Source organism: Paenibacillus sp. FSL H3-0286 (genome assembly GCF_045040705.1).
GTDB lineage: Bacteria > Bacillota > Bacilli > Paenibacillales > Paenibacillaceae > Paenibacillus_AQ > Paenibacillus_AQ odorifer.
In genome coordinates, this window is record NZ_CP150285.1 from 3436398 (window position 1) to 3460541 (window position 24144).

At 42.0% G+C, this 24144-nt stretch carries 15 protein-coding genes and 1 pseudogene; 12 read left to right on the top strand and 4 right to left on the bottom strand.

All coding sequences use genetic code 11. The annotated features are described in order from the left end of the window. Positions 1 to 5 precede the first annotated feature (5 nt). Positions 6 to 1037, bottom strand: coding sequence for a M23 family metallopeptidase (locus MHB37_RS15595; RefSeq protein WP_076184558.1), 1032 nt, complete (start codon positions 1035 to 1037; stop codon positions 6 to 8). Between the two features lie 191 nt (positions 1038 to 1228). Here MHB37_RS15595 and MHB37_RS15600 point away from each other — a divergent pair, with 191 nt between their 5' ends. The 8 genes from MHB37_RS15600 to MHB37_RS15635 all read left to right on the top strand — a co-directional run bounded on the left by MHB37_RS15600 (position 1229) and on the right by MHB37_RS15635 (position 12419). Then, positions 1229 to 1984, top strand: a complete 756-nt coding sequence (locus MHB37_RS15600; RefSeq protein WP_076125728.1) for a response regulator transcription factor — start codon at positions 1229 to 1231, stop codon at positions 1982 to 1984. After that, positions 1981 to 3732 carry a HAMP domain-containing sensor histidine kinase gene (locus MHB37_RS15605; protein WP_340395608.1) on the top strand — a complete coding sequence of 584 codons (1752 nt, stop codon included), beginning with the start codon at positions 1981 to 1983 and terminating at the stop codon, positions 3730 to 3732. The genes MHB37_RS15600 and MHB37_RS15605 overlap by 4 nt, the downstream gene beginning before the upstream one ends. 195 nt (positions 3733 to 3927) lie before the next feature. After that, positions 3928 to 4794 (top strand): SDR family oxidoreductase, encoded by an 867-nt coding sequence (locus MHB37_RS15610; protein WP_076184560.1) that lies wholly within the window; start codon positions 3928 to 3930, stop codon positions 4792 to 4794. Between the two features lie 212 nt (positions 4795 to 5006). Beyond that, positions 5007 to 5552 carry a CueP family metal-binding protein gene (locus MHB37_RS15615; RefSeq protein WP_076125722.1) on the top strand — a complete coding sequence of 182 codons (546 nt, stop codon included), beginning with the start codon at positions 5007 to 5009 and terminating at the stop codon, positions 5550 to 5552. Positions 5553 to 5965: 413 nt separating this feature from the next. Further along, positions 5966 to 6478, top strand: a complete 513-nt coding sequence (locus MHB37_RS15620) for a DinB family protein (RefSeq protein ID WP_405169555.1) — start codon at positions 5966 to 5968, stop codon at positions 6476 to 6478. A gap of 279 nt (positions 6479 to 6757) precedes the next feature. After that, positions 6758 to 7666 (top strand): NAD(P)/FAD-dependent oxidoreductase, encoded by a 909-nt coding sequence (locus MHB37_RS15625; RefSeq protein ID WP_405169556.1) that lies wholly within the window; start codon positions 6758 to 6760, stop codon positions 7664 to 7666. A gap of 301 nt (positions 7667 to 7967) precedes the next feature. Continuing rightward, positions 7968 to 9449 carry an Lsa family ABC-F type ribosomal protection protein gene (locus MHB37_RS15630; RefSeq protein ID WP_405169557.1) on the top strand — a complete coding sequence of 494 codons (1482 nt, stop codon included), beginning with the start codon at positions 7968 to 7970 and terminating at the stop codon, positions 9447 to 9449. A gap of 180 nt (positions 9450 to 9629) precedes the next feature. After that, positions 9630 to 12419, top strand: a complete 2790-nt coding sequence (locus MHB37_RS15635; RefSeq protein ID WP_405169558.1) for a glycoside hydrolase family 3 C-terminal domain-containing protein — start codon at positions 9630 to 9632, stop codon at positions 12417 to 12419. 91 nt (positions 12420 to 12510) lie between these two features. Here the strand turns inward: MHB37_RS15635 and MHB37_RS15640 are convergent, their stop codons facing one another. Further along, entirely contained in the window at positions 12511 to 15990 is a 3480-nt protein-coding gene (locus MHB37_RS15640; protein WP_405169559.1) for a sugar-binding domain-containing protein, read from the bottom strand. Between the two features lie 470 nt (positions 15991 to 16460). Between MHB37_RS15640 and spoVB the strand changes: the two genes are divergently transcribed. Beyond that, positions 16461 to 18017 (top strand): stage V sporulation protein B, encoded by a 1557-nt coding sequence (spoVB, locus tag MHB37_RS15645; RefSeq protein WP_248548247.1) that lies wholly within the window; start codon positions 16461 to 16463, stop codon positions 18015 to 18017. Between the two features lie 1214 nt (positions 18018 to 19231). Here spoVB and shc read toward each other — a convergent pair. Continuing rightward, positions 19232 to 21124: a squalene--hopene cyclase gene (gene shc, locus MHB37_RS15650; protein WP_341086570.1), complete on the bottom strand. Its 1893-nt coding sequence runs from the start codon at positions 21122 to 21124 to the stop codon at positions 19232 to 19234. 135 nt (positions 21125 to 21259) lie between these two features. Beyond that, a complete protein-coding gene (locus tag MHB37_RS15655) occupies positions 21260 to 21706 on the bottom strand; it encodes an OsmC family protein (protein WP_076125698.1) in 447 nt (148 codons plus the stop codon). 190 nt (positions 21707 to 21896) lie between these two features. Here MHB37_RS15655 and MHB37_RS15660 point away from each other — a divergent pair. From MHB37_RS15660 to MHB37_RS15670, 3 genes and pseudogenes are all read left to right on the top strand, one after another. Beyond that, positions 21897 to 22067 (top strand): annotated as a pseudogene (locus tag MHB37_RS15660) (formylglycine-generating enzyme family protein); the annotation flags it as partial. Positions 22068 to 22179: 112 nt separating this feature from the next. After that, the gene (locus tag MHB37_RS15665; protein WP_256716022.1) at positions 22180 to 22509 is read left to right on the top strand and encodes a hypothetical protein; all 330 of its coding nucleotides are present in this window, start codon (positions 22180 to 22182) and stop codon (positions 22507 to 22509) included. A 226-nt stretch (positions 22510 to 22735) separates the two neighbouring features. Then, positions 22736 to 24091 (top strand): extracellular solute-binding protein, encoded by a 1356-nt coding sequence (locus MHB37_RS15670; protein ID WP_312150638.1) that lies wholly within the window; start codon positions 22736 to 22738, stop codon positions 24089 to 24091. Positions 24092 to 24144: the final 53 nt, after the last annotated feature.

Sequence of the window (24144 nt, forward strand, 5' to 3'; positions counted from 1 at the left end):
TAGCGCTAATTAGCGGCGGAAATAGTCTCACCTTGAATTGGTTTTAAATTTTTCTCCCATTTAACTCTGATTGCCCGGGAAGTGAATAGATCAGCTCCATCTGAGATTTGGAAGTGTAGATGGGCCTCGCTCGTATTACCAGAATTACCTGTTAAGCCAATAACTTCACCTTTTTCGACTTTATCCCCCGGTTTTACAGTAACTGACCCTTGTTTGAGATGCGCCAAATGACTATATTCCCCGCCATGATCAATGACAACGATATTTCCGGTAGCTTGATTCGGATTCATGACCCCAACTGGCTCATTGTCTTTAATGTCATTCACAACCGATACAACGGTGCCGTCCGCTGGAGCGAGAATGTTTTTGCCAAAGGCATAATAGCTTTCATTTTTTAGTGGATCTCCTGTATAGGAATAGTTATCTTTGGTTTGGATAAAATCGTAAGCGTACCGCTGGATTTCTAACTCATAATGATAATTCACAAGCACATTTTCACCACCCCAAAATACATACCAATCTCCCTCAAACGGCAGTGCGTATTCATGTTTGCTTAGTACATTGTCGGTTTCAGGAGAAGGGGTAAGCTCTTGAACTTGAATTAATGTAATCGTCCCATCCGGATCAAACATCCCGACAAGCCCCTTATTGCCAGCATCACTAACCCATGTGCGTCGATCAAATCCATTAAGCTGCATGGTCGATGCCTTTTCCAATGTATGGATACCCTTAGTGAATTCTTTTCCTGTCTCTGTTAATTCTGCTTCACTTATTTCATCTTTTAAAGGCTGATTAAAGCGGGCATACAACTCCTTGTACTTCCCGTCCAGTAGAATCTTTGATAGTTCATCTGGAGCAAATCCGCTCAGAATGGCAGCTGTGGCCGGGCTTGTTGTCTGCTCCGCCTTTTCAGTAGTCGGCACATCTGCATTCTCTCCTCCACAGGCAGCCATTAATAAAGACAATGACCCTACAGCCAAGGCAGTTCTTGTATTCAAAATAACTTTATGAATGATTTTTTTAGGTTTTTTGTTCATATATATCGCCTCCCAGTATTACGATTGTAGCAGTCTATCCTTAGCGCTTCTGAAATTCTATATTAACACTTACATAATTTACTAGCTATATAATGAATACGAATTAAGCTTCCGTTAAGATTAGTAAGATTGCTAGCCAAAAAAATCATGCTATGATGATAAAAACGTCTATTGTGAAAGGGAAAATTTATATGAATGAGGCTTCAATTTTATTGGTTGATGATGAGGTATCGCTTTTAGACATTATGGAGACAGTGCTGCGTAAGGAAGGCTACGCCAATATAGATACAGTGCAAACAGGTGAAGAAGCAGTAAGTGCCTGTGAATCCAAAAAATATGATTTAATTGTGCTGGATGTAATGCTGCCCGGACGAAGTGGTATCGAAATCTGCCCTTTTATCCGTCAGACGACGGATGCCCCTATTCTTTTTCTGACTGCTCGAACGTCTGATTTCGATAAATTAACGGGATTTGCTATAGGCGGAGATGATTATATTACCAAGCCCTTTAACCCGCTTGAAGTTGTGGCTCGTATAAGAGCACAACTGCGGAGATATTTTGCTTCTGCTAACCAACAGGCTACTGGCAAGAGTGTAGAAATAGTCCCCCATAAATCTGCAAATGTATATGATTACGGAAGGTTTAAGCTAGATGAGACAGCGGGAGAACTCCTGGTAGAGGGTCAGTCTGTTGCTTGTCCGGCACTTGTATTTCAACTGCTGGTCTTCTTATGCAAACATCCCAATCAGATTTTCAGCAAAAGTGAGTTATATGAGAAAGTATGGGGCGATGAAGCACTGAGCGATGATAATACGGTCATGGTTCATATTCATCGAATTAGAGAACGTATCGAAGCAGACCCGTCCGATCCAAAATTTATTGTTAACGTTAGGGGTCTTGGTTATAAGCTGGTGAAGGTAGACCGCCAGGAGTTGTCTATGCCATGAATATCAAACGTCGGTTAACGTTAAGGTTCGTTCTACAGCTAGCAATTACGGGAATGGTTGTTCTCGCTATTGCAGCAGTAACGTTTACTTGGATGCTGTTGCGTTTTCTCGATATCAGTATTACGCGTGATTTTGCGAATGTTGGCTTAGAGCAACTGGTTGAATCCTCCAAAATTGATGAGAAGGGCATTCAATTTTCCCCGAGCTTGCTGGAGCAAGTGAAGAAGAATAAGGGCTGGCTGCAAAACATCGATGAAAATGGAAAAGTTGAAAGTGCCTACAACACTCCAAAAGATGTCCCAATTCAATATGGACCGGGTGAAGTAGTCGCCTATTGGACAGGGACTCAGCCTTTTCGGTATACTCTGGCTGTATGGATTCAAGAGAAAAATGGGAGACAATTCACGCTTCTTTATGGCGCGCCAAATATACTAGATCCTCTGTTAAAAAAAATGAGCGAAGGTACATTTGATGCAGTAGATGGAGATCTGGTTCTGCCTGATTCGATTGAAAGAGAAATTAAATCATCACAGGCTTTTGTTCAACTCATCGATTCATCGGGTACGGAGCTGCTCTCCTATAATAGGCCAAAGATGATTCCCACCAAGTACTCAGTGCCAGAGCTAGCACTACGCACTCTCTACAGTGAACGTTACGGCTATCATGTCCGATCTTCTTTTGATAAACAAACGGGCCAAACATGGATCGTTGGACAACCGAACGTAAAGGGTGCAGATACAGGACAAAAGGTATGGGTACCTGAAGAGGTTAAAATTGTTATTAAAGGCTCATTAGCAATGCTCGCGGCTTTATTGCTTGCATTTATATTGCTTTCTTTATGGCAAGCTCATAGGTTTGGAGCGCCAATGCTGCATATGCTTGTATGGCTCGATTCCATTGGAAATGCCATATATACAGAGCCTATGGACCGTAAAGGAAATCGTCGTAGTCGAACCCACGTAGGTAAATGGAGGCGGAGATACCGGGTTTTTTCTGATGTTATGGTATCCATAGAGAAATTATCTGCTAATTTGCAGAGAGATCAGGCGTTGCGGCAACAAACAGAGAATTTGAGGGAAGAATGGATCGCAGGTGTTACACATGATTTAAAAACTCCTTTATCTTCTATAACTGGTTATGCCCATTTACTGGCGGAGCCTTCGTATGATTGGTCGAAAGAGGAAGTTCGCAAGTTTACAAGGACGATGCTGGATAAATCAGCCCATATGGACATGCTGATCAGTGATCTTGCCATGACCTATCGGCTAAAAACAGGGATCAAGCCACCAGAGCTGATGGAGGTGGAATTGAACTCTTGGCTACATCAAGCCCTTGATCAAGCTGCTGCAAATCCCGAATATGGGAAGCAACGAATTATATTTGTGCCGGCACCAAACGAAGTGAGAGCCCGATTGTATACTCCATGGCTAGAGCGGGTGGTCAACAATTTGACTGCGAATGCTTTACTTCATAACCCCTCGGATACGATTTTAACGGTTTCGCTTACTATGAATGATTTGGACAGTGGATTTACTATTCAATTTTCCGATGATGGCGATGGAATGGATGAAGTCACACTTAACCGTCTATTTGAACGTTATTATCGAGGAACGGACACGGTATCTAGCTCCAACGGATCCGGCCTTGGCATGGCGATCTCCAAGGGATTAATCGAATGTATGGAGGGCAGAATTGCTGTTGAGAGTAGCCCTGGACAAGGGACCATTATTAAGTTGAGTTGGAGCTAATCATAGAACCAGCGTTTTTCCTAACGGAAATGACGGTGGTTTTTTTGTTCTGAATATAATTTTTTAATTCTCCTGTTTATTATCCAGCCAGAGTTGGGATCATAAATAAGTTGACATCCAAACTGATTGTAACTACAATAGTTACAGGTAGTGGTTAAAATAAATTTATCATCCTAATTTGAGGAGGAAGTAAAAATGAAAATAGCAATAACAGGAGCAACAGGTCAATTCGGATCATTGGTGATAGAAGCTTTACTTAAAACTGTACCTGCAGGTGATCTTGTAGTTAGTGTGCGGAACCCAGAAAAAGCAAGTGATCTTCAGGCACGTGGAGTGGAAGTCCGTCATGGTGATTTTGATCAACCTGAGACGCTGGAATCAGCATTTGCCGGTGTGGATCGATTATTAATTGTATCTGCAGATGGTGATAATGAAACCCGGATTCGTCAACATAAAGCAGCTGTTGCTGCTGCGGAAAAAGCAGGCGTCGGCTTCATTGCCTACACAAGTGTAGGACAAGCAGACAAGAGTGAGCTATTTCTTGCTGAAGTTCACCGCATCACCGAAGAAGCTATTCGCGCAACTGGCATTCCTTACAGCTTCCTCCGTAATAACTGGTATTTGGAGAATGAGATCGGCTCCATTCAAGGTGCTCTAGCAGGTGCCCCATGGGTGACTTCAGCAGGGAATGGTAAAGTTGGCTGGGCTACACGCGGAGATTATGCAGAAGCTGCAGCAAATGTTCTGACAGGTGACGGACATGAGAACACAGTGTATGAATTGTCTGGCAACCCTTTAACACAAGAGGAATTGACTGAGATCATAGGCAGTGTAATCGGTAAAGAAATCAAAGTAATCCAGGTTGACGACGAGGCTTATGCCAAGACCATGTCGGAGGTGGGTGTCCCAGAAGCTGCGCTTCCAATAGTTGTAGCTATACAACGTGGGATTCGTGAAGGTTGGCTTAATATTGAAAGTAGCGATTTAGAGAAACTGCTGAAACGTTCAGCTACTCCTCTTGCGGATGTCATTCGTGTTATGGTCGGTAATTTACAAGCATAATAATATAAAAGATAAAAGGCTTCCTCGAGGTTGAAAAACCAGTGAGGAGGCCTTTTTTTGTGTTGATAGAGGATGAATCAAATACATAACTTTTCACTATTTTGCCTTGTTCATAATTGTGTTAGTTTAGTTTAACTAGTTATACTAAAAGAAATGGAAGATACTTTGAGTGAGTACATAATCTGGCGAATAAGCGAAGGAGATGATTACAAATGAAAAGAAATATCTTGGTGGTATCGGGAGCGGCGGTTGTTGCATTAGGTGCGTATTTGTTATTGGGAGGTATCGATAAGGATACGCCTTCAGCACAAGATACAACCGACATTAAGCAATTAGTGCAAGAATATAGTTCAAGCAGTCTGGAAAACCTGTCCGCGTCTATCACTTCTGAGCAACTTATTGTAACCGATAGTAACAATAAAGAGAAAACTTACGACTTGCCTAAAGATGAGTTTTTTGTTTCTATAGCTCCATATGTGGAGAATACGCATCCTTGCGCAACACATAGCTTGACTGGCTGCCAAGGGGAATTAACGGATGATGAGTTTAAAGTATATATCGAAGACAGCGAAGGCAATGTGATTGTGGATCAAGAAATGAAATCGCTATCTAACGGATTTATTGATCTTTGGTTACCCCGGGACAAAAAATATAACGTAACCATTGAGCAGGATGGAAAAGCAGCAAAATCTGAGCTTTCCACTTTTAAGAGTGATAATACATGTGTTACCACTATGCAATTGGCAGAAAGTATCTAAAAAGTTGCAGAGAGAAGACTTGAAAAACGAATGCTCAGCAGGATGTTTCTTAAGCGATGTCGAAGTCGTTATTCATAATCCAATTAGATCTTCCTTCTGATGTATTCTGTATTGGACTTTCGCCAAATGTCCATCGTATCGGACTCCATTGCAGCTATTTTAGATTTTCGCTGCATTTTTCAAGCTTATCGGACTGCATAGCTCTTATTGGCTTGTAATGGCACAGAATTGGAGTGTATTTAGGGAAATAACTGCATCTGGGTCCGATAACCTGGTGAAATGCTATAAATCTACGAAATAAGTGCACCTCGGTCCGATCTAGCGGAGAGTTAGAAAGTGTTTGGGAAAAGAAATCAAAAGTATCACACGAATGATCAAAAGAAATTGCTTTACAGAAGAGAGGAGAGAGATGAATGGTTAAAGAGCTGATCATTGGGGATGTTTTGCAAGAGCTGGCTGGTACACGTCGGATACTGGAGAAGCTGCCTCAAGAGAATATGACATGGAAACCACACTCTAAGTCAATGAGCCTGGGTGGGCTGGCCACACACCTCGTTAACCTTCTGAGCTGGCAATCTGCAATTCTACTTTACTCGGAGTTTGATTTGGCATCTGTGGCATATCGACGAGAAGCACTGGAGAGTCCCGACGCGGTTCTACAAGAGTTCGACCTGAAAGCTTGTGAGATTGAGGAATTAATTACTGCAAGCAATGTGGAGATGCTCGGCGCGGAGTGGACCTTGCGGAACGGGGAGCAGATCATCCGTCGTCAGACACGGGCAGCTGCGCTTCGTACCATCGGATTGAATCATATGGTTCACCACCGGGCGCAGCTTGGAATTTATCTGCGGCTGCTTGACGTGCCGGTACCTGGTCTTTACGGACCCTCGGCTGATGATTTAGAATTAGCAAACGGTGAAGGTTGATAAGTGAGGAAGCCCTGCACTGCCAAGTAAGTTCAACATATAGCTCTTACCTGATATATTGGAGTATTAAGTTACCTCCAAACATACGGTAATGGGCTTATTTACTTTTTTCTAGTATTACACTAAATAAAACTCACGGAGGATCGGAAAGTTTGGGTTGACACTTTAATTAATTTGGAGATATTATAGATTCATTAAGTCTATGATGGAACGAGTATTTTTTTGGTTTAATAATAGACAAAAAGAGTCTTTAATATCTGCATATAGGAGATGATTCATATGATTTACGATTGCATTATTGTTGGTGGTGGACCCGCAGGCTTGAACGCAGCCCTTGTTCTTGGTAGGGCAAGAAGAAAAATAGCTTTAATTGATAATAATCAGCCAAGGAATGCTGTTACCCATGCATCACATGGTTTTATTACAAGAGACGGGGTTACACCAGCCGAGTTTCGTCGCATTGCGTATGAGGAGGTACTACGTTATCCGTCTGTTGAGCATATCCAGACTGAGATTATTTCGATTAACAAAATTGATTCTGGATTTGCGGTACATGATTCGTTTGGTCGTCACATTGAAGCTCGCAGATTGATTTTGGCGACTGGGTTAAAAGAGGTCCTTCCTGAGATAGAGGGCTTACGACCATTATACGGAAAAAGTCTGTTTAATTGCCCGTATTGTGACGGCTGGGAATTACGAGATCAACCCCTTGTCGTTGTTTCCGAAAATCCACATGTTTTTCATATGGCTAAAATGCTGCTCAATTGGAGTAAAGATTTGGTTATCTGCACGAACGGCAAGACATTCCTTTCTGATGAACAGAAAAAAAGTCTTGAGGCTAAGGGAGTTGTAGTCAATGAACAAACAATTTCCTCTTTTATAGGGCATGACGGGCAACTTCAGGCGGTTCGCTTTGCAGATGGTACTGAGATCTTAAGAACGGGAGGGTTTATTTCTCCGAATTTGATCCAAACGGCATCAATCGTAGACCATTTGACTGTAAAGCGGAATGATTCTGGTGGGTTTAGCACGGATGGTGCGGGGAGAACCTCGATTCCAGGATTATATTCGGCTGGAGATGTTTCTTATTTTATGCCTTCTCAGTTAGTGTTTGCCGCGGCTGACGGGAGTCGGACAGCTATGAGTGTAAATATGGATCTTATAGAAGAAGAATTTGAACTTTTTTAACGAATTATGGGTAGGAAGTTGAAAATAATAAATATGCATGATAACATAATTACAAATTAATGATCGGAGTTGAAAATTATAGTGTAGTAATTATTCTTGCGTCCCATGATGAATAAAACAACAACAATGGTTTATTTCGTTTGTTTTATTCTTTGTATGCAAGAAAGTTACTACTTCTTTTCACTCGAAAATATATCCATATCTAACTCCATTTGGGGCTGGATTTGCTGTATTTATTTGAGTCACAAGAAAGTAACTTTCTTGTGGCTTTTATTTTTTTAAAATACAGGAGGATTATTTTATGTCATTAATAAATGTCACAAATCTAACCTTTGCCTATGAAGGCAGCTACGATAACATATTTGAGAACGTAAACTTTCAAATCGATACCGATTGGAAATTAGGTTTCACAGGAAGAAATGGTCGAGGAAAGACTACATTTCTTAGCTTATTGCTTGGAAAGCATGAATACAGCGGAAATATTTCTGCTCATGTCAGCTTTGAATATTTCCCTTTTCAGGTGAATAACAAGGAGCTTAACACCATAGATGTGATCAGCGAGATTTTTCCGGATTATATTCATTGGAAGTTAATGCGTGAGCTTTCTTTGCTAAAGGTTTCTGAGGATGTGTTATATCGTCCCTTTGATTCATTGTCTAACGGAGAGCAGACGAAAGTGCTGTTAGCTACATTGTTTATTAAGGAGAATAGTTTCCTGTTGATTGATGAACCTACAAATCATCTAGATATGACAGCAAGAAAGCTTGTCAGTGATTACCTCAATACGAAAAGTGGATATATTCTGGTTTCTCACGACAGATCCTTTCTTGATAATTGTGTGGACCACATTTTATCAATCAACAAAACCAATATAGAGATTCAAAAGGGCAATTTTTCTAGCTGGTGGGAGAATAAAGTCAGACAAGATAACTTTGAGATAGCGGAAGACGAAAAACTTAGAAGAGATATCAAACGCTTGTCAGCCTCATCTAAACGAACAGGTAACTGGTCACATGAGGTGGAAAAAACTAAAAATGGAACTAGAAATTCTGGATCTAAGTTAGATAAAGGTTATGTTGGACACAAGGCCGCTAAAATGATGAAACGCTCTAAAGCCATCGAGCAGAGACAGCAATCTGCCATCAACGAAAAGTCTAAGCTTCTTAAAAACATCGAAAATTCTGAGAACTTAGAGATTACGCAGCTTGCTTTTCATAAACGTCATCTTGCGGAGCTGGACAATGTTTCGGTTTTTTACGGAGAGAAAAGGGTATGTTCAGAAGTAAGCTTTACCATTGAGCAGGGGGAGAGAATTGCACTCTCGGGTAAAAATGGTTCCGGCAAATCAAGTATCATCAAATTGATCTGCGGTGAGGAGATAGATTATACCGGCACCTTCACAAAGGATAGCCAGCTTATCATTTCCTACGTATCACAAGACACTTCAGATCTACGGGGCGATTTAACAGATTATGCTAGAGAGAATGGGATAGATGAAAGTCTTTTTAAATCTATTCTGCGAAAGCTTGATTTCTCTAGAATTCAATTTGATAAGGATATATCCACTTACAGTGGCGGCCAAAAGAAAAAAGTCCTGATCGCCAAAAGTCTTAGTGAAAAAGCTCATTTGTATATTTGGGATGAACCGCTTAATTTTATTGATGTTATTTCACGTATGCAAATTGAAGAGCTATTGCTTGAATATACCCCAACACTCGTTTTTGTGGAGCATGATCGCGAATTTTGCCATAATGTTGCCACGAAGATCATTGAACTTAGCTGATATTTTTAACATCGATTGAAAATTTCCAACTCTAACAGACCAATATTATTATATTAATAAAGATAATTATTATATATATTACAGTTATCCAATGTACTATAATGGTATAGTTAAACTTTATGATATGTAATTGATGCCTAAAGAAACAACCTATAGAATTGAACAACAGGAGGAAACAAGTTGAGTACACAGAGTGTGGGAATTCCATTAGAAGGTTTTGCAGAATTTAGCCGGACGGTAGCAGCAGAAGGTGCGGTACTGTTGAAGAATGATTATCAGGTGCTTCCGCTTGCTGAAAGTGATAATATTGCTGTTTTTGGCAGAACTCAAGTGAATTATTATCGCAGTGGTACTGGTTCGGGCGGTAGTGTTCATGTTACTTATACGACCAACCTGCTGGGCGGTCTTCGCAGTAAAAAGAACCTTACGGTCAACGAAGATTTGGCAGCAGTATATGAGAAGTGGATTGAGCAAAATCCATTTGATAATGGTGGCGGCGTTTGGGCTGCAGAGCCATGGAACCAGAAGGAAATGCTTTTATCCGACGAATTGGTAGCTGAGGCTAGAAGTAAATCGAACAAAGCAATCATTGTAATCGGACGTACAGCAGGAGAAGATCAGGATAATGTCGATGGTTCAGGAAGCTACCAACTAACAGCTGATGAAAAAGCGATGCTGAAGCAGGTAACTACATATTTTGAGCAAACGATTGTTGTACTGAACGTCTCTAATATTATTGATATGAGCTGGCTGAACGATGAAAGCTATAAAAATCCGATTTCGTCTGTCATCTACTCTTGGCAGGGGGGAATGGAAGGTGGTAATGCAATTGCGGACGTGCTGGCTGGAGAAGTAACTCCTAGCGGAAAATTAACAGACACGATCGCATATTCCATCAACGATTACCCGTCAACACACAACTACGGTAATGAATTTACAAACCTTTATCAGGAAGATATCTATGTTGGTTATCGTTATTTCGAGACATTTTGCCCAGAAAAGGTTCAATATGAATTTGGTTATGGAATATCGTATACCACGTTTAAGCTCGAGCCAGAAGAAGCTAAACTTATTTACAAAGCTGGCGAACTTAATGTTGAAGTCGGCGTAACCGTAACTAATACAGGAACTACCTTTGCTGGAAAAGAGGTTGTTCAGGTCTATTATGAAGCTCCACAAGGAAAATTGGGACAGCCTGCTAAAGCTTTGGCAGCCTTCGCAAAAACAGAAGTCCTTCAGCCAGGCGAAGCTCAACGTCTTACCGTGAGTTTCCCTGTTCATTCAATGGCTTCCTATGATGATGCTGGTGTGTCAGGGCATGCTTCCGCTTATGTGCTAGAAGAAGGCACGTACCGCATATTTGTGGGAACGAGTGTTAAAAAAGTGGAGGAAGTCAAGGTTGAAGGGAATAGCGGCTATGTCGTGGAAACTCTTCAAGTTGTGGAACAGTTACAAGAAGCTCTTGCACCCACGCAAAGCTTTACAAGAATGCAACCAGGTGTTCAAAAAGCAGACGGTTCATATGAACTTGTTTATGCAGAGGTTCCAACACGCAAGATTTCGTTAGCAGAACGGATCGAGAGCAATCTACCAACAACGATCTCCCAGACAGGCAATCAAGGGCATAAATTAAGAGATGTATTTGAACAAAAAGTTAGTATGGAAGCTTTTATTGCCCAGCTTAGTGACGATGATTTGGCTGCCATTGTACGGGGTGAAGGTATGAGCAGCCCATTGGTTACACCGGGTACAGCTTCTGCATTTGGAGGAGTAAGTGATAGTCTATATAACTTAGGAATCCCTGTTGCATGTACGGCAGATGGTCCTTCAGGAATTCGTATGGATAGTGGAGCGAAAGCGACTCAGGTTGCGATCGGAACGCTTCTTGCAGCTACTTGGAATGCCGCATTAGTCGAAGAGCTGTATGTGTTAGAAGGACAAGAGTTGGTAAGAAACAACATAGACACCTTGCTTGGACCAGGTCTAAATATTCGTCGCAGCCCGCTTAATGGCCGCAACTTTGAGTATTTTTCTGAAGATCCTTTGATCTCTGGGGTGTTTGCCGCTGCATGTACACGTGGGATTATGAAAGGTGGCTCTAATGCCACGCTGAAGCATTTTGCCTGCAATAATCAGGAGAAACATCGCAGTAAAGTGGACGCTGTTGTGTCGGAACGTGCGCTTCGCGAGATTTATTTGAAAGGTTTTGAAATTGCAGTGAAGCAGGGTGGAGCGAATTCAATTATGACCTCCTATAACCCTGTTAATGGACATTGGGCCGCTTCAAATTACGATTTGAACACTACAATTCTCCGCGGAGAATGGGGCTTCAAAGGTATTGTCATGACAGACTGGTGGGCCATCATGAATGATGTCGTTAATGGTGGAGCTGCAGACCGGAAATTTACAAATTGGATGGTCCGTGCACAAAATGACCTGTACATGGTTGTAGCTAACTATGGCGCCGAAATTAATGGATGGAATGACAACACCATTGAATCCTTGGAAAATGGATCTTTGACTAGAGGAGAGCTGCAACGTTCTGCAATGAATATTTGTGAGTTCATCATACATGCTCCAGTATTCTCGAGAAAACAGCAAATTGTTGAAACGGTTGAGTCCTTTAAGGCTAATCCTTCACTTACTGCAGAACAAGTACAATCCTTATCTCAAAATCCACAGGTTAAGCCAGCCGTTGAAGGATCGACTTTCTTTGAAGTTGGCCAAGCTGGACAATATCGGATCCTCGTGCATATCATGTCAACAGAGCCTGAGCTGGCTCAAAGTGCATGCAATGTTAATTTGAATGATCAATTGATGACAACCATTCAAACCAACGGGACAGAAGGTCAATGGATTAGACAAAAGCTTGTGAAAGTAGAACTCGAAGCAGGTCTTTATGAAATGAAACTGGAATTCATTAAACCAGGTTTACAGATCGACTGGATCGAATTTAATAAAGTTGACTAAGTAGCTCTAAATATAAGTTAAAGGAAAAACCCTGCGCTAATGCGTAGGGTTTTTCCTTTTGCTAATCGATTAGTTTAAAGTTGAAAATACCTTACTCTGCTTGGAACTGGAACCACTTAAAATCAAACTGGCTCCCCGGTAGAAATATAAAGGTGACGGTTTGCGGACCGGTTATGCGCTCCAATACAAATTCTCTTTCGCAATAATCACTTGACTGTGTAAACTCCACAAGCTGTCTCTTTTCACCCTCTGGTCCGCTAAATAGAATATGCAGAGTATTTTTATCGATAGGCGAATGCCCGCATAAGGTTAGTTTAGTGCTTCCAGTATCACCGAAGTCCATATCTTTAAAGATGAGAGAGACGTTGTTACCAATATTTTTGATTTGTCCATCTGCCAGCGTAAAGGAATCCCCATAAATCTGATTGTATTCCAGAACGTTAAGTTGTTCGTACGCTTTTAAAGGTTTGTTAAACTGAAAGCCCTTGAGATGAATCTTTTTATGAAGAACAAAACAAAGGGTGGTGACACCTTTTATTCGCTCAGGTAATGAGTAGGTTTCCTCTTGATATACATTCCATATGGAAGGTTTTTGATAGGTTACCTGTGTCAGCAGAGCTGCGTTTGGAGCATCCGGAGTACCTTTCCATATATCAATCGTATATTTATCGTTATCTAGCGCGAAGATAGGAAGGGTAAGTTCAGTAGCTCCATAATCACCGAAATCGATGTTGTCGAAACAGATCCAGCTGTCTCCTTCTCTTGCAGTAGCCACTCCGCGTTCATTCCCATTTGTTAAGTTCCGGCTCGTATTGCTATGATAACCAGCGGAAACAAACTCATAAGGATTCAAAAAGGCAGCTCCCATATCTCGAATATGGAATTCCATAAGCGAATACAGGCGCACTTGATCTGCACCGTTTTTCGTTGCACATCGTACATAGACGTCTCCGTCTCCCAAAGCCGAAATTACTGCTTCATGTCCATTTGCCTCAAGAACGGCTATATTGGCGTCAATACCGGCAGCATTCGTAACTCGCCATTCAATTTCCTGATAGGTTGCGTTCTCTGGATGAATTTGCACACGAACCGGAAGTGCTCGGGTGTCCTTCGTTAGTTGATTTCCTTGTGGGCATATGATTTCCAGCTTGCGAACGGGAATTTCATCTGATAAATAGTCTTGGGATAACTCACTCACATCCGATAGTGATTGTGACGAATGCTGATAAAGTATAAGCTCTTCGTCCTTAGAATGATCTAGCTCTCGTGCTTCGGAAGTCAGTGTAAGCTCAGCAGACTGTAAGCCATGGGAAGATGCACGTACAACGATTGTACCTGACTCCAATGAAGAGGCAATGACCGCAAGCAATTTGCCGCTGAACATCCGGCGACTTGTTCCTTTATATGAATCGTAGTCAGTGCTGTCACCATTATCCAAACCAACAAGACGCCCCGGTCCTTCTACAGAGATTTGAATACGATTATTGGCATTCTCCACGGGACGTCCTTCTTGATCGAGGGTCGAGATCTCAACAAATACCAAGTCCGATCCGTCAGCAGTCAACTGAGTTTTATCAGGATTCATGACCACAGTGGCCGAATCTCCGAAAGAAGTTACCGTATCTTCAGCGATCTGCACTCCGTGTTCATCATAAGCGACTGCTCGCAGAGCACCATCGCTATAGGGGAGCTGCCATTCCCCAAGCAGCTTTTTACCATGTTTATGGTCAATGTTAACCGTGCCCATGGATTGATCATTAAAGAACAATTCGATTTGTGGTGCGTTGGAGCATACTCGCACATCAATAAGCTGCCCTTTAGAGAAATCCCAGTACGGAAAAATATGAATCATCGGGGCGACCTTGTAATCCGTCCATTCTGCTTGATAAATATAATAGGAATCCTTTTTGAATCCTGCGGTATCCAGTTGACCGAAATACGAGTTTTTAGTGAAGTACGGGGTTGGCTCCCCGATATAGTCAAATCCAGTCCAAATAAATTGTCCCGGCGAGTAGGTCGCATCACGATCTGCGATGATGCAAGCTTCTGTGTTTTTGGCACCCCAGCTAGTAGAACTGTTCCCTAAGGCTGAGCATTGTTCATCATCGTCAGACAATACAGACTGAGCATAAGGGAAGTGGTAGATGCCTCTGCTCTGTACAGTAGACGAAGTTTCACTACCATAAATAATCCAGTCGGGATGTTCCTCATGATGCTGGTCATAGTATTTTTCGGCATAGTTATACCCTGCGAACTTCACTAGATCTGCGCATTTCTGTGCATTCTCCCATGGCATATAGTTTGAACCGATAGTAACCACTGCATTTCCTTTAGGGTCATGAACCTGCACCAGATCACGTAATTCTATGGTTAACTCTTGGCCGCGTTCATCGGCATGGGTGTCGTATATTTCATTTCCGATACTCCACATGAGCATGGAGGGGCGATTTCTATCCCGGCGTACCCAGCTGGCAATATCTTGTTTCCACCAATCCGGATAAAATCTAGCGTAGTCAAAAGGAGTTTTACTGCGTTCCCACATATCGAATGCTTCGGAAACTATGAGCACGCCCATCTCATCCGCTAGTTCCATCAGTTCAACGGCTGGCATATTGTGGGCCGTACGAATAGCGTTTACGCCCATCTCCTGCAGGAGGATAATCTGTCTTTTTAGAGCTGCCTTATTCACCGCAGCCCCCAAACATCCCAAATCATGATGTTGGCATACGCCATGAATCTTCACCTTTCGGCCATTCAAAAAGAAACCTTGTTGGCTGTCAAACTCCATCGTACGGAATCCGAAGGTTTGGATTTCTTCTTCAATTACCTGATCATTCTCCAGCAGTTCAGTTTTTAGGGAATAGCAGTAAGGCTGGTTAATATCCCAGAGCATTGGATCATTGACGGATAAGAGGGCAGAGCTGGATACAGCAGACCCGACTTGTACTGGACTTTCATTCTCTGCATGAGAGATACAGATACCTGAAGCGTCCAGTATACTGTGACGAATTATGTAGTGATTTGCGGTTTGTAATAGATCATTGCACAATACTTCGGTATCTATCTCAACATTCCAGGAATCCTCTTTTTTATGAGTAGAGATATAAATACCATCAGGCACAATATGTGTCCCTGGATACGTCTTCAGCCATACACTCCGATAGATGCCCGCACCGGAATACCAGCGTGAGTTAGGAGACTCATGAACCACTTGAACATAGATTTCGTTGATACCTTCAATAATGTATGGCGTGATATCTAATTCAAAGGTGGAGTATCCATTTTTCCAGACGCCTGCGATATGGCCGTTCACATAGAGAGTGGAGTCCATGTATACGCCTTCAAAACGAAGCGAGACACGACTATTTGGCACTTTCTCATCTATAATTATGCTTTTACGGTACCAGCCTTCTCCGCTTTCATATAGATTATGTGTATCAAAAATTAGCCAGTCATGGGGTAAGGTTACGTCGATCCACTCCGAATCAGCTGCTATCACCGATTCTAAAGTGGACTTAAGCGGCTGTTTGCTGAATAACCAGTCATTATTTAATCTTGTTTTCTGACTCATGAATGAAGTTCTCCTTTATCTTTGGAAAATTTAGAAGTGGTTATTAACGATGTGAATGATTTCCGTAAAGCCTTTTGTATTCTTTTTTATCATATCAAAGATTTTGCAAAAAGACATTCACGAAGAAGAGTAAAAAAACTGTAATAACAAAGCTATTGAAATCGCATTCAAAATGATAACATGCCATTGGTAAATCATCTATTTATTTCTTAATATATCTTTTATTGCGGAGGATGAAATTTATACAAAAACAGTACTAATGAACAATACAGAGAAGTATCTCTGGTCTATGAAAAATGTTATTGCTACAGAAGCTAATGAAAGTGAGGAAAATGCCTGGTATACCGGCTTAGATGTGTCGGGCTTATTGCTGATTAAATACTTTACAAATACTTGTCTGCATGTACTTGCGTTTGTTCGAATAAGTTAGAAAGAAGGACAGGACAAACCATAGGTGGAGATGCGTATAAATGGGGATGCGTAAACAAAGTTTTATTCGTGGCACGTTCATATTAACCGTGTCGTCATTTTTCACAAAAGGGCTTGGTTTTTTGAACGGAGTCTTGCTGGCACGTTTTTTGGGAGCAGAGGGAGTAGGGCTGCTTATGATTGCTCATCCACTGCTTCCCTTATTTATTACGCTAACAGAGCTGGGGCTTCCTGTTGCGATTTCAAAGCTTGTATCGGAAGCTGAGGTTAAGCAGGATGAAGCCCGAGTAAAGCGTATTCTCACAGTATCCTTAAGCATTACGGGTACGTTGAGTATTATATTAACTTTAGTGGCTCTATTTGGCTCCAAATGGATCGCATCGATTTTTTTGGCCGATCAGCGGGCGTATTATGCTATGGTTGCTATTACGCCGATCATTCCAATTATTGCGATGTCTGCTGTACTGAAAGGTTATTTTCGTGGAAAACAGAACATGAACCCACTTGCCTTTTCCGATATTATTGAGAATCTGGCGCAAATCATTGTCATTATCGGTGTTGTCAACGTATTGTTGCCCTACGGTATTGCCTATGCGGCTGCTGGCGCAATGGCTGCCTCCGTTGTTGGGGAAGGTTTTGGTTTGCTCTATTTGTTTGCTGTTTTCAAATGGGCAAATCGAGGTAAGGTCAAAACCTCTCCACCACCTACGTCAAGAATTTCACTTAAAGGAGACAGTACGTTGAGAGATTTGCTGCGTATCGGCTTACCGATGACAGGCAGCGGTTTTATTCATTCGCTCTATCATGCCTTTCTACCACTGCTGATTACGAAAAGTCTAGTACTGTTTGGTGTAGGTGTTGAGATGGCGACCAAGCAATTCGGACTTCTGGCGGGTTATGCTCTTCCCATGTTGTTTCTCCCCAGCTTCTTCACACAATCGTTGTCGACTGCATTAATTCCGGCGATCAGCGAAGCAAGTGTGAGCAACAATAGCAAGCTTATGCATAATCGGATGGATATGGCTATGCGATCCGCGCTTATAGTAGGTTTCCCATGTACAATCATCCTGTACTTATGGGCTGTACCCTTAACAACTATGATCTATCATTCGCCAGAAGCGGGCGAGCTGCTAAGGTTAATTGCACCCTTATTTTTTCTTTATTATTTCGGAGCGCCACTGCAAGCGATTTTGCTTGGTTTGGGGAAAGCATCAACCGTTATGTGGAATCATATTCTTACGAATATTTTTGAAGTGATTGCGATCTTTGTTCTAGGTTCTAATATTGGAATCGAAGGGGTGGCCATGGGATTCGGACTGGGGCTCTTGCTGCTGACATTGTTGAATTTTTTATCTGTGGCAGGAACGATCGGGTTTTATTTTGACTTTCGTATTGTATTCAAGGTGGGAGCAGGAGGAATTGTCATGGCGCTTAGCGGGTTGGCGGCTCACGGAATTCTGGAAAGATTGCACCTGGGGCAGGTCATTGAACTGTTCGGAGCGTTGCTTGTTTCGTTAATCACCTATGCAGCAACATTGCAGGTAACCCATGCGTGGGAAAGGGCACCGAAACCACCAACGATTACACCTGTTTCTTGAAAAGGAATATTTCTGATATTCCGGTACCGTGCTCCAAAAAGTAAATTGAGTAATAATGCAACCCTCTGTGTACCAGTATGGGGGCGGATGAAGGTAACGGATGGGGAGCAGCGAGATGTTTAACTGTATTTTGTGCAGCTATAATCGTTCAAAACAGTTGTGTATTGAAAATAGCTGTATTTCTTACATCTATTCTCACGAGTTAAAGCCTATTAGGTGATGTCTCTTGATTTTAATTGTATAGAATGCAGTTAAAGTCGGAGTTATTCCCTAGCAATATCGAGTAAGTGTATAAAATGCAGTTATTTCATTAGATTGCGTTAAAATCCTGAGCTACAAATATACGGAGTGTGGATATCAGAAGTTACAATCATAATTTGCTCAGGCAAAACGCCAGTAATCTAAAATATCAGGCAGCGATCCTTGATTATTGGAGATTGCTGCCTGATTGACCATGTGTTAACTACGCTCAATTGACTCAAAGCAAAAATGGAGTCTATCTCATAAGTAATTTAAGTAATTCCTATAGGGATGATTCATATGGCAAGTTGGATTGATTAGGTAACATTTTGCGCACACGTATTTGCTATCGGACACAGCTGACCTTAAGAGCAGATTTAGCTTACATTTGGAATTTTATCGGACCCCATCGCAGTTATTACCATGAAAAAAACCAAAAATGGCTCTCTTTTTGAGGAATAGTTGCACTGGAGTCCGTAACCTAACTCAAAAGCCTAAAAACAAGCAAATAGCGTCTTCTGAGTCCTAAAGCTCTAATCTTGATTAAGACTGGGTGATTTAGGTAGGTGCAACGGATAAAAGCATTCGACCCCCGGTTCATAACAGCAAAGCAACAATTCTCCTATAACGGATGATCGCTGCTCTGCTGTTTTTTACTAAAAGAAATAGTAGGCGGTCTTTATGGAAAGAAAACATGTAGTATAGTTTGAACAGATGAATACGTACTGGAGCAAGTTATTGGAGAGGGTAGGGGAGCTGATATACCAATCCCTATGGCATTTAATGAATGATTTGGTTGCGTTACTGGTTCGTACCCGTTTACGGACTGACTGTAATGGAGATGTATACTATTAAGTAAGTACAGATAAGGAGAGTTTGTCGTAAAGGACGGCAAATGGTGCGATTCAAGCTTTTACGAGACAGTTAAAAAGTGGAGCAGGACAACGCTAGTTATTACCGAGTATTACCGAGTATTATCCTTGACCGTATTTTTTTCTGTAATGAGTCAGTGTGAGTAGTGGCCAGATATACTGATAACTATGATAATTGGAATAGAAATTACCGGGGAGACCAGCGCCAGTGGGATAAGAAGTTTTCCAATCCTCTTCATGAATAGACGTGATTAGTCTTTGAATTCCTTTTTCCACCGCAGCTGTTGGCTCTGGCTGAACGGCGATAATCGCATCAAGTGCCCAGGCGGTTTGTGAAGGTGTGCTTTCTCCTAAAGGAACATATTGTAGTAGCCGGTCGCTGTGACAAGACTCCCCCCAACCGCCGTCCGAGTTCTGAATGCTTAGAAGCCACTTCACTCCTTTTTGCAATGTATCATGATTTATAGGGAGCCCAACAGCCTGCAGGCCTGTTAATGATGCCCAAGTGCCATAAATATAACAAACACCCCATCTTCCGTACCACGAACCATCCTTCTCCTGATGTTGAATCAGCCATTTTGTACCCCTTTTAATGAACTCGTGTTGTGTATTTAAACCAGCGAAGTTTCCGAGAAACTCCAAAGTTCGTCCGGTAAGATCTGCTTCCGAAGGATCAATGGCTGCAGATTTAGCACCATCGATAGCGAGCCATGTGAGCATTTCTTTATTGGTGTTTTTTTCGAATGCCGGCCAGCCGCCGTCGTTATTTTGCATCGATAGGACCCAATTCAGTCCGCGATTCCATGATTCCAGATATGAAGGGTGAATGGTTGATAAGCTTCGGATGGCTCGCAAGGCTGCCGTTGTATCATCTACGTCCGGATTGATTGTATTAGACTCAGAGAATCCCCATCCACCGGGAACTATATCCGGATTATGGATGCTCCAATCAGCAGTTTTATGATGCTGTTTTTCCAGAAGATAAGAAGCAGCGTGTTTTATTCCTTTGTGATCAACTGGAATTTGTGCCTCTTGTAAAGCATAGGAGATTAACGCTGTATCCCATATTGTAGATGGAGAGTTTTGAATTGTAGTATTATGATTTGATTGGCATTGCAGCGCGGTGAGACCTCGAATGGCCTGTGTAATTATCGGATGCTGCCGATCATAATCGAGAGCAAGCAGGGCAAAAACCATAAGAATTGTACTGCTGGCATAGCTGTAAAAGGTACCGTCGGATTCGATTCGCTGGAGCATATATTGCTCCGCTTTGTTTTTGGCAGCTTCATGTATGTAGTGTGGACTCCCGAGTAATCTGCTCAAACCCATTTGAATAACATCCTGCATCTCCTGATATCCACGGGTAGGCGATTCATCTCTATCCAATCGTGTCTCCATAAGATCTGACAGATCAGGAGCATGGGTTGTAGTGATCGAAAATCGCCGATCGGCCATAATGAGCATAGGAGTGAGGTGTACCCTAGAGTAGCCAGAGAATTCGAAATAGTTAATTGGGAAGTAAGACGGAAACAAAAGCACCTCCAGTGGAATCGAAGAAATTGCTAAAGGCCACTTGCTTTGACCCGTTGCGGCGAGAATGACTCTAGTTAAGATACTTGTGACCTTGCCTAAACCACCTTTAGACAGTATATAACGCTTAGCCCGAAGTATTGGCTCGTCTGTTATCTTACTGTATCCAGAATAGAGCAGGGCATAATAAGCTTCGACTGATGTGGATAAGTTCCCAGCTTCTTCGTCCTTATATAACTGCCAGCAACCCTCTCGCTGTTGTGCATCAAGAATGCGATCATGTAGCTGCCGAATGAGCGTTTCATTCTGTAGGTTCAACACCCTAAAGAGAATGATCATATAAGCATCGATCACAATCCCGTTCTCAAAACAAAAATGCCATGAGCCGTCATCCTTCTGCTGTTGTAGCAAGAACGTTGACAAACGTTCGATTTCTTCATCTACTTTACTTAGTATATCCGTCATGTTTTGGGTTCCTCCGAAGGGCATCATTTTTAACATTATATGAAGTCGGAGAACAGGACATGAAAAAGAGCTGCTTAGTCGCTTTTTCGCAACTTTGCAGCCCTTTTTACATTCCCTCTTAGAATTATTAAACGGTTAATTTTCAATCACAATACGATTTAGCTTGAGATTAACCGGAGCTGCAATGGTGTCACCTACAGGGCATTTGCTCTCCAGAAATTGTACGAACTGTTCGACCTTCTCAGCAGGGGATGGAGTCTTTATGTAGAATGTATACCGAATATCGGAATAGCCAGGACGTACTTCAGAGCGGTTGAAGAATCCGTCGAGATCCAAGTCACCTTCCACATCTACTCTGAAATCTTCAAGCTCCACCTCAAATTTAGAGGCGTAGACCCGAGCTACAATGGATTGGCAGGCACCCAAAGAAGCGAGCAAAGCTTCAACAGGATTCATTCCTGTATCCGTACCCCCTAGACTTGTCGGTTCATCGATGACCAGCTCGAATTGTCTTGCATTAGTAACGACCTTTACGCCGTCTTGCAAATGAGCAGTTGCTTTGAAAGTTTGAACATTTGGCATGTGTTTACACTCCTTCTTGTGGACAAACTAAGGATGATTTAATGTTTCTTATTTTTTGAAATTCATAGTATGTTTCTAGGAATTGTATAGATTATAGTTCTATTCTGTATACCCGTCAATACATGATTAAAATTATAGTTAGGAGGCAGCTAGAGTGTCGACCGAAATTGAGGGCTATTTGGACTATCCTATGGTTGCAATTCCAGGGGGAAAAATAGAATTAAGAGACGATCGGATAAAGCGTAGATGGAAAGTACAATTCAAACCGTTTCTTCTTGCACCCTATCCTGTAACTATGGATCTATCCAATGCTATAATTAATAACTCATCTCAGGGAGATCTAAAGCCGGTTGTGAATATATAGGTGAAGATGGTATACACATTACTTGGGATAAGGAGTCAGACGGCTTCCATCCGCCCGGTCTTATTAATGGGTTATGGATTTGTAAGTGGAATTAGAGGAGGGAATAATTATGTGCGAAGGACACATAGATAAGCACGGTTATAACGAGCATCGAGAATACGGAGAGCATGAAGAAATGAATATAAATGGAGTCAAGGAGGGTTCGGAGCATCCTCACAAAAGCGCTCAGACCTTTCGTCGTGCTAGGGCTATCGCATTTTTGGACAAGCTAATGATTAATCGTTCGGCGTTGCAGCAGCAGCTAAAAGAGTCAGAGATTGAATCGGCAAAACAAGTCATTAGTGGTGAACTAAAAGCTACGGAAGCGATCATCGATGAGTTCATACATATGTTTCAGATTCATGAGATAACTTCTGATAATAGAGAAGAGAGAAGATAGAACCTAAGCCACTCAGCTATATAGAGGTGTTCATTCCCTAAGTTTTGATATGAATGAAAAAAAGACTTCTGAAGAAATCAGAGGTCTTCTTTATGTGTAGCTAATAAAGAAAAATGTCTAATGTAAAGAGAATACATCATTAAGTAAAACGCTTTCATGTTCACTCGATAAATTGATTTATATAATTAGTCCTGTAAGCAATATAAAAATGGGGGGGCGAAAAAGAATGAAAAAGGTCAACAAAAAAAGGATTAACCTAACTCTAACAGTGTTGATGGCTATGTCCATGCTTATCACTGCTTGTGGTGGGAACAACGGGAATAAAGTGAATTCTGAGGCTAATGCAAACGCAGGCAATACGGGAAAAACACCTGCGGCGGAAGAGAAGCTCAAGATTACCATGTGGTCCCAATTCGCGGATCCAAATTCTAAAGACGGCGGGTTTGTTGGTTTTTATAAAGCACTTGAAGCAACCCAGGCTAAATTTCCTAATGTTGAAATCGAGCATGTGGGTGTTGGGGGCGAATCTTATAAAACAAAAGTGAAAGCGGCTTCAGCCGCCAATGAGCTGCCCGACATTTTTTACACCTGGGGTGGCGGATTCTCTGAGCCATTTATAGCGGGGAACCGGATTTTGTCCATTGATGATCTCGCAAAAGATGGAACGCTGGACCAAATTGTACCAGGTACGACAGACAATTTCATCTTCGACAGCAAGCTTTACGGTCTGCCGATCAATATAGCTACTGCTCAAATGTACGTCAATAAAGAACTATTTGAGCAAGCAGGAGCGAAAATTCCGGAAACATGGGATGAGCTTGTTGCTGCGATTGAAGCACTAAAAGCAAAAGGCATTCAGCCGATTGCACTTGGGGCTAAAGACAGATGGCCAGCAATGCAATGGAACGCGATTCTAGCCATCCGGATGGCAGGCGTGGATGCTGTAAATGCCGCTTTAACGAAAACAGGATCATTCGACACAGCTGAATTCACAGAAGCTGCTGCGAAATACAAACAATTGATTGATGCGGACTCCTTCGGCAAACATTTTGTTGGAACTTCTTATGATGACGCGACAAATATGTTCCTATCAGGTAAAGCAGCTATGATGTTCATGGGCGCTTGGGTCAACGGACAGATTGAAGATGATAACTCTCTGGTCAAAGGTAAAGTGGTACCGATTAAATTTCCAACCATTCCAGGGGGGAAAGGAAATGCTGACGAGTGGTTCGGAGGTTCGGGTGAAACATTCGTGCTCAATGCCGATCTGAAAAACAAGGAAAGAATATGGGAAGTATACAAGTTCTTTATTGAGACCATGTCTAAAGAAGTATTTCTGGCTGGTTCAGGCTCCTCAGCATGGAAAGTTGATGTAGGTGACACTTCTCAAATGAATCCACTGGCTCTGCAAATTGGTGAATTGTCCTCATCAGCAACTGGTTTCTCCTACTGGTGGGATCAAATGCTGAATGGTAATGACACTGAATCTATGTTCGGTTCGCTGATGAAATTCGTCGCCGGAAAAACAACACCTGAAGACTACACGAAAGAACTACAGAGCAAGGTCAATCAAGGACAATAATCTGCGTCAGGCGGCGAGAATTGTTCGCCGCCTGATCGATTTAAGGTGGAGTG